This is a genomic window from Corallococcus llansteffanensis, from assembly GCF_003612055.1.
GTDB classification, from domain to species: Bacteria; Myxococcota; Myxococcia; order Myxococcales; family Myxococcaceae; genus Corallococcus; species Corallococcus llansteffanensis.
In genome coordinates, this window is record NZ_RAWB01000561.1 from 1 (window position 1) to 6,527 (window position 6,527).

Genomic DNA, 6,527 nt, shown 5'->3' on the forward strand with positions numbered 1-6,527 from the left:
GCCGTCGCCGCGCCCGCCGGCATCGCCGCGCCGAAGACGGTGGCCCCCGGGGCGCGCAAGCCGCGCATCCTCATCGTGGACGACAGCGAGATGACCGCGCGCATCATCGAAGCGGACCTCGTGTCCAAGGGCTTCGAGGTCCACATCGCGGACTCCGCGGACAAGGCCACGAAGATCATCCTGAAGAAGCAGACGCGCCCGGACCTGGTGCTCCTGGACGTGCGCATGCCCAACGTGAACGGCGAGCAGTTCTGCCGCTTCATCAAGAGCAACAGCCTCTTCAAGGGCATCAAGGTGCTGCTGTGCTCCGGTGAGAACGTGGAGGAGCTGCAGCGCATCTGCCGCGAGGCCGGCGCCGACGGCTACATCCCGAAGGACGCCGTGATGGGCAACCTCGTCGCCAAGGAGCTGATGCCCCCCGGCGCCGAGTAGTTCCCCGCGCCCGTGTCCTCAGGGCGCCGTGGCCGCGTCGGCGGAGCCGGCGTCCGCCTCCGCCGCCGGGCAGGAGGTCTTGAGGGCGAGCGCCTCCATGGCGTTCTTCACGTCGGCCTTGTTCGCCTCCGCGGGCTTGGCCTGCACGTAGCGCTGATACGCAGCCAGCGCGTCACAGGGCCGGTTGAGCGTCTCATAGGCCTTCACCACCGCGTTGAGGATGGGGCGCTGATCCGGCTGGAGCTCCAGGGCCTTCTGGTAGTCCGCCGCCGCCCCCTCCGTCTGGCCCAGCGCCTCCTGCGACAGGCCGCGCCACACGCGGTAGCTCGCGTTCTCCGGCTGCGCATCCACCAGCGCCGTGGCGGCCTTCAGCGCCTCGGCCTTCTGACCCTGGCGCGCGTTCGCCGTGTAGGAGAGCTGGAGCAGGACGACGTTCGGGCCGCACGCGGCGGTGAAGTCGTCCGCCGCCTTCGTCACGCCCTTCAGGTCCCCGGTGGTCATCAGGAGCTGCGCGTACTCCTGCGCCTTCGCCTTGTCACACGGCGTCTCCTTCAGGGCCTCGCGCAGCTTGCGCACGATGGGCTTCTTCAACCCGTGGTCGAACTCCGGCTCCTCGGGCGCCTTGCTGCACGCGCCGAGGACGGCCACGGCGCCGGAGGAGAGACAGAGGACGGCCAGACGGAACGGGACGCGTGGGGAGACGGACATGCCCGGCTCTGTAGCCGCCCGTCACCGGAGGGTCAAACCCCTGGCGTGCTCGCGGCGTTCTCCCGCTCGTCCAGGCCGCGCGCGAAGTTGCCGATGATGAGCCCCGGCCGCGCCGCCTTCAGTCGCTGCAGGAGCGTGCGGATGCCCACCGGCTCACCGCCCGCACCCACCCCTCGCGCGACCTCCAGGTACTGGAGCGGGTCGATGCACAGCGAGCGCGTCTGCACCTGATCCACGCGGTACTTGCGCACCAGCTCCTCCAGCGCGCGCACCTCGCCCTCGCGGTCGGTGACGCCGGGGAACAGGAGCAGGTTGAGCGCCAGGTACGCGCCGCGCTCGCGGGCCAGCGCGATGGAGGCCTCGACGTCCTCCCAGCCGTACTTCACCGGCTTGTAGTAGGCCTCGTAGAGCCCCTTGGACGCGGCGTTGAGCGACACGCGCACCGCGTCCAGCCCGGCATCCAGCAGCGCCCTGAGCCCGTGCGTGAGACTGGCGTTGGTGTTGATGTTGATGGAGCCCTTGTCCGTCTTCGCGCGCATCATCCGGATGGACTCCGCGATGTACTTCCAGCGCGTGAGCGGCTCGCCCTCGCACCCCTGGCCGAAGCTCACCATGGTGCGCCCCGGCGCGTGCTCCAGGTGGTAAAGGCCGATGGCCGCCATCTCCTCCGCGGAGGGGCCGTCATCCATGCGCTCGTGCGAAGCCGGGGGGCCGTCCGCGGGCTGATCCGAGATGCAGCCCACGCAGCGCGCGTTGCACATCACGGACGCGGGGATGGCGCCCTCGTCGCGCGCGTAGAAGATGTTCTGCGACGTGAAGCACCGGTACAGCAGCGCGCACGTCTTCAGCTGCTTGAGCACGCGGCTGTCCGGGAAGCGCTCCAGGTGCGCGGAGACCAGCCCCTTCAGCTCCGGCGTGGAGTACGCCTCCGGCTCCCAGTGCGAGCGCCGGTCGGTGTGGATGGCCCACGCGAGCGGGCCCTTCTCCCCCCACGCCGCCGCCGTGTACGCCCACTGCGGGAGCACCGGCCCGCTGCCCTTCACCTCCCCGGGCAGGAACGTGCGCGTGTAGCCGGGCGGCAGGAGCGCGCCCACGGCGTTGGGCACGAACGTCTTGCCGCCGACCTTCATCTCCCGCACCAGCTCCAGCTCGCCCGTTTCCGGGTCGAGCCCCACGGGCAGTCGGCCGGGCAGGTGCACCAGGCGACCGGCCGCGGGCAGGGCGATGGGCTTGTCCTGCGGCGGCACGAGCTCCTCCCCGCTGCGCAGGGTGGCGATGAGGTACGGATGCTCCATGACCCGACCCTTGGGGTCCGCGAAGAGCAGTTTTGGCGCGTGCGTCATGTCCGTTTAACTACCACGGGCCGAGCGCCATGCGTCCAACGCCTCGCGTCATGTGATTGGGCGAATGAGGCCCATCACACCCGACGCTGCAGGCTGTCCGTGCGCGCCTTGAAAGCGCTGGGGCGCTGGTTTATGGGTCCGCCACGTTTTCCGTAGTCCCCTATCCGGAGGCAGTCGTGATCGTCGGAGTTCCCAAGGAGATCAAAACCCGCGAGTACCGTGTCGGCATGGTGCCTGCGGGCGTGCGCGCGCTCACCAGCGCGGGCCACACGGTGCTGGTCGAGACGAACGCTGGCGTCGGCTCCGGCATCCCGGACTCGGAGTACCAGCGCGTTGGCGCGCAGATCATCTCCAGCGCGGATGAGGTGTGGAAGCGCTCGGAGATGGTGGTGAAGGTGAAGGAGCCCATCGCGCCGGAGTACGAGCGCATGCAGAACGGGCAGATCGTCTACACGTACTTCCACCTGGCCGGCGTGGATCCGGAGCTCACCAAGACGCTCCTGAAGAAGAAGGTCACCGCGGTCGCCTACGAGACGCTCCAGCTGGACGACGGCAGCCTCCCGCTGCTCAAGCCCATGAGCGAGGTGGCGGGCAAGATGGCCATCCAGGTGGGCGCGGCGTGCCTGGAGAAGGCGCACGGCGGCAAGGGCATCCTGCTGGGCGGCGTGCCCGGCGTGCGCCGCGGCCGCGTGGCCATCATCGGCGGCGGCGTGGTGGGCCTGTGCGCCGCCAAGGTCGCGGTGGGCATGGGCGCGGAAGTGACCATCCTCGACGTGAACCTGGAGCGCCTCACCTACCTGGACGACGTGTTCCTCGGCCGCGCGCAGACGCTGGCGTCGGACACGGAGTCCATCGCGCGCACCGTGCGCGAGTCGGACCTCGTCGTCGGTGGCGTGCTCATTCCCGGCGGCAAGGCGCCCAAGCTCGTGTCGCGGGAGCTCATCGCGGAGATGGAGCCCGGCTCCGTCGTCGTCGACGTGGCGGTGGACCAGGGCGGCTGCATCGAGACCTGCAAGCCCACCACGCACGACAACCCCACGTTCACCGTGAGCGACGTCGTCCACTACTGCGTGGCCAACATGCCCGGCGCCGTGCCCCAGACGTCCACGTTCGCGCTCACCAACACCACGCGCCCGTACTCGCGGAAGATCGCGGACCTGGGCCTCGTGGAGGCCGTCAAGGCCGACCGCGCCCTCCAGCGTGCCATCAACACCTACAACGGCCACATCACCTACGAGGCCGTCGCGAAGGACATGGGCTACGACTACGTGCCCCTGATGGACGCGCTCGGCGGCAAGCGGTAGCCAGGCCGTTCAGCAGCCGGCCAGCCGCGTTCTGGCCGGGTTGCCGGAGGGGAAATCCGTCCAGGTGTCCCCTCCGGTTCCCACCTTGAGGAATAAATGATCCCGCCGGACGTCTCCGCACTCCAGAAGCGGGCATGCGTGCGACGCGGCAGGGGAAAGCGTTGTTGACCCGCCTGCTCCGGTGCATAGATTGACCGTTAGGCAGGCGACGCATTCCCCTAATCATTTCGGGCCCCTGGAAGGCGGGAGCATGATGCTGGACTTCAGGCAACCCAACCGGACGAAGCAGGAATTCGAAGAGCTGGCGCTGGCGCACCTGGACCCGCTCTACTCAGCGGCCCTCCGGCTGACCAAGAACGAGCGCGACGCCGAGGACCTGGTGCAGGACACCTGCATGCGGGCCTATCGCTTCTTCGACAAGTTCGAGCGCGGCACGAACATCAAGGCCTGGCTCTTCAAGATCCTCACCAACACGTTCATCAACCGGTACCGGCGCAAGGTGAAGGAGCGCACGGTGGTGGAGGGCGTGGAGCGTGAGGCGGTGCACGAGCGCTTCGTGAGCCGGGACGCGACGGACTTCGCGGCCAACCCCGAACAGTACTTCTTCGACCGGCTGCTGTCGGACGACGTGCTGCGCGCCATCGACTCGCTGCCCATCGACTTCCGGCTGGTGGTCATCCTCGCGGACCTCCAGGAGTTCTCCTACAAGGAGATCGCGGAGATCCTCGAGTGCCCCGTGGGCACGGTGATGAGCCGGCTGTTCCGCGGTCGCAAGCTGCTGCAGAAGACGCTGCGCGAATACGCCCAGGGCCAGGGGGTCTTCCGGCATGATGGAGATCCGGTCCCGGCGCCCGCGGACCTGGAAGAGTACCGCCGCAGGAAGAAGGCAGGCTAGACAGAGGTTGGAGTCCATCGAGCCCCTATGACCTGCCAGGAACTCGAGCGATTGTTGTACCCGTACCTCGACGGCGAGTTTCAGCCCGAGGAACGCCACGACGTGGAGTCGCATCTGGAAGGCTGCTCCGCGTGCGTGGCGCGGGTGGACGAGGAGATGCAGCTGCGCCAGGCGCTCCGGCGCGCGGCGAAGCACACCGTCTCCTCCCAGGGCACGCGCGCACCGGCGTCGCTGCGCGCGGGCATCCAGTCCGGCCTGCACCGCGAGCAGCGCCGCGCCCAGGTGAGCCAGTGGCTGCGCGCCGGGGCGGTGGCCCTGGTGGTGGTGACGGTGGGCGGCGGCTGGATGACGTACCAGTCCGGCCAGGCGCAGCGCGCCTCCATCCTGGAGGCCGTGCAGCGGCACACGCGTCAGCGGCCCCTGGAGTTCGTCGCGGGCACGCCGGAGCAGATCGAGGCGTGGTTCAACGACAAGGTGGAGCACCGCATCACCCTGCCCCGCCTGCAGCAGGCCCGACCCGTGGGCGCGCGCTTCTCCACGCTCAACGGCCAGGAAGTCGTCTACGTCAGCTATGAGACGCAGCCCCGGCTCACGAACGAGGCCAAGCGCAACATCGGCGTGTTCGTGTATCCGGCGACGGGCCGGCGGGTGACGGTGGAGGAGGCTCCCACGGTGCAGAACGTGGCCGTGGAGGACTCCAGCCAGGCCTACAACGTGGTGACGTGGCGTGATCAGGACATCACGTACGAGCTCGTGACGGACCTGGACGACGCCGCCATCCTGCAGATGCTGAGGGATCAGGAGCACCGCTCCAACGGCACGCCGCGCCCCGCGCAGGTGAAGCCCGCGGTGAGCGTGCAGCCTGTCTCGCTACAGCCCTGAGCGGCCCCGCGACGCGGGGCCTGAGTGGTCGCCTGCTCAACTGAATACCGGGCGTTGCACCCGGTGTGAAGATTGACGGTCCCAGACATGGCCGATAGCCTCGACGGCGTTTCTTCTCTTCGCGCGCCGCCGCTCTGTTCGTGGTGATCCACCGCGCGCCGCACTCCCAGGACGGCCGTCCCTTCATGTCCAAGCGAATCCTGATCGTCGAAAGCGACGCCACCCTCTCCGCCACCCTGCAGCAGGCGCTGGAAGCCCGGGGCTTCACGGCGCAGACGACGGGGGACGGCAAGGGCAGCGTGGAGCTGATCCGGCGTGAGCGCCCGGAGCTCGTGGTGCTCGCCGTGGACCTGTCCGCCGGACAGAACGGCTACCTCATCTGCGGCAAGCTGAAGAAGGACGACGAGCTGAAGACGGTGCCCATCGTCATCATCGGCAGCCCGGACGGCTTCGCGGCGCACAGCAAGCTGAAGGCGCGCGCGGATGAGTACGTGGCGAAGCCCGTGGACACCGACACGCTGGTGGATCGCGTGGGCGGCCTGATCGGCTTCCCGGAGATGCCCGTCAGCGACGAGGTGGTGGACGACAGCCTCACGCTGGACTCGCTGGGCGAGGAGCCGTCGCCGGACTTCGGCGAGGAGATCGCCGTGGACACGGGCGAGGAGCCCGCCGTCCCGGGTGAAGACCTGGACATGCTGGATGAGGCCTTCAGCGACATGTCCGAGCCCGTCACCGGCACGCCCGAGGAAGAGGCCGTGGTGGCGCCGCCGGACCTGGACGCGTCCTCCGAGGAGGAGGGCTCCGCGCTCGATTCGCTGGGCTCCGACAACGACGACTCGCTCGACGTGCTGAGCGGGCTGGACGACGAGCCGGAGGAGAAGACCGTCATCGGCTTCATGCCGGCCGCGGAGCCGGAGCCGGTGGCGCCCCCCGCGCCCGTGCGCGCCGTCCCCTCGCCCACGC

The 6,527-nt window shown here is 69.2% G+C and carries 7 protein-coding genes; 5 read left to right on the forward strand and 2 right to left on the reverse strand.

Annotated elements, in window-relative coordinates; genetic code table 11:
• On the forward strand, nt 1–432 hold a 432-nt coding region (locus tag D7V93_RS35030), incomplete at its 5' end, for a response regulator (protein WP_147451502.1).
• Nucleotides 433–450: 18 nt separating this feature from the next.
• Here the strand turns inward: D7V93_RS35030 and D7V93_RS35035 are convergent.
• Together D7V93_RS35035 and D7V93_RS35040 are read right to left on the reverse strand one after the other, a co-directional pair.
• Nucleotides 451–1,140, reverse strand: a complete 690-nt coding sequence (locus D7V93_RS35035) for a tetratricopeptide repeat protein (RefSeq protein WP_120647509.1) — start codon at nt 1,138–1,140, stop codon at nt 451–453.
• A 32-nt stretch (nt 1,141–1,172) separates the two neighbouring features.
• A complete protein-coding gene (locus D7V93_RS35040; RefSeq protein WP_120647510.1) occupies nt 1,173–2,483 on the reverse strand; it encodes a radical SAM family protein in 1,311 nt (436 codons plus the stop codon).
• Nucleotides 2,484–2,659: 176 nt separating this feature from the next.
• Here D7V93_RS35040 and ald point away from each other — a divergent pair, with 176 nt between their 5' ends.
• The 4 genes from ald to D7V93_RS35060 form a co-directional block, all read left to right on the forward strand.
• Entirely contained in the window at nt 2,660–3,787 is a 1,128-nt protein-coding gene (gene ald, locus D7V93_RS35045; protein WP_120647511.1) for an alanine dehydrogenase, read from the forward strand.
• 253 nt (nt 3,788–4,040) lie between these two features.
• Nucleotides 4,041–4,682: a sigma-70 family RNA polymerase sigma factor gene (locus tag D7V93_RS35050; RefSeq protein ID WP_120611876.1), complete on the forward strand. Its 642-nt coding sequence runs from the start codon at nt 4,041–4,043 to the stop codon at nt 4,680–4,682.
• Nucleotides 4,683–4,709: 27 nt separating this feature from the next.
• Nucleotides 4,710–5,564 carry an anti-sigma factor family protein gene (locus tag D7V93_RS35055; protein ID WP_120647512.1) on the forward strand — a complete coding sequence of 285 codons (855 nt, stop codon included), beginning with the start codon at nt 4,710–4,712 and terminating at the stop codon, nt 5,562–5,564.
• 185 nt (nt 5,565–5,749) lie between these two features.
• Nucleotides 5,750–6,527: response regulator (locus D7V93_RS35060; RefSeq protein ID WP_147451503.1), on the forward strand; the 778-nt coding region annotated here is incomplete at its 3' end.

What these genes read in the sequence shown, in the direction of transcription:
- D7V93_RS35050 (WP_120611876.1), top strand. Translation starts at nt 4,041, where the DNA reads ATGCTGGACTTCAGGCAACCCAACCGGACGAAGCAGGAATTCGAAGAG.
- D7V93_RS35040 (WP_120647510.1), bottom strand. Translation starts at nt 2,483, where the DNA reads ATGACGCACGCGCCAAAACTGCTCTTCGCGGACCCCAAGGGTCGGGTC.
- D7V93_RS35035 (WP_120647509.1), bottom strand. Translation starts at nt 1,140, where the DNA reads ATGTCCGTCTCCCCACGCGTCCCGTTCCGTCTGGCCGTCCTCTGTCTC.
- D7V93_RS35055 (WP_120647512.1), top strand. Translation starts at nt 4,710, where the DNA reads ATGACCTGCCAGGAACTCGAGCGATTGTTGTACCCGTACCTCGACGGC.